The sequence below is a fragment of the Fluviispira multicolorata genome (assembly GCF_009208585.1).
GTDB classification, from domain to species: Bacteria; Bdellovibrionota_B; Oligoflexia; order Silvanigrellales; family Silvanigrellaceae; genus Silvanigrella; species Silvanigrella multicolorata.
Genome location: NZ_WFLN01000022.1, coordinates 1 through 255, shown reverse-complemented (window position 1 = coordinate 255; position 255 = coordinate 1). Strand labels below are relative to the sequence as shown.

The following is a 255-nucleotide window of genomic DNA, read 5'->3' as shown; positions in this document are numbered from 1 at the left end:
CTAAATCAAAAAAATTAGGTATTTTAAAATTCAAAGCTCATAGAGAATTCGGATCTCCACAACAAATTGTAATTGGGAAAAAGAATGATAATTGGTTTGTTTCTTTCTGTTACGAAGTCGAAAACAGCGGGAAATCAGAGCAAGAATTATTAGATGAGTATTCCAATTTGGATGAGGAATCACTAAATTACCTTACTGTAGGAATTGATCGTGGCATTGTAATTCCATTTCAAACTAGTAATCAATTAAGTTATG

Annotated in this window: 1 pseudogene; it reads left to right on the top strand. The window is 31.0% G+C overall.

Features of this window, described 5'->3' with window-relative positions:
• A pseudogene (locus GCL57_RS14930) lies at nt 1-255 on the top strand (hypothetical protein); the annotation flags it as partial.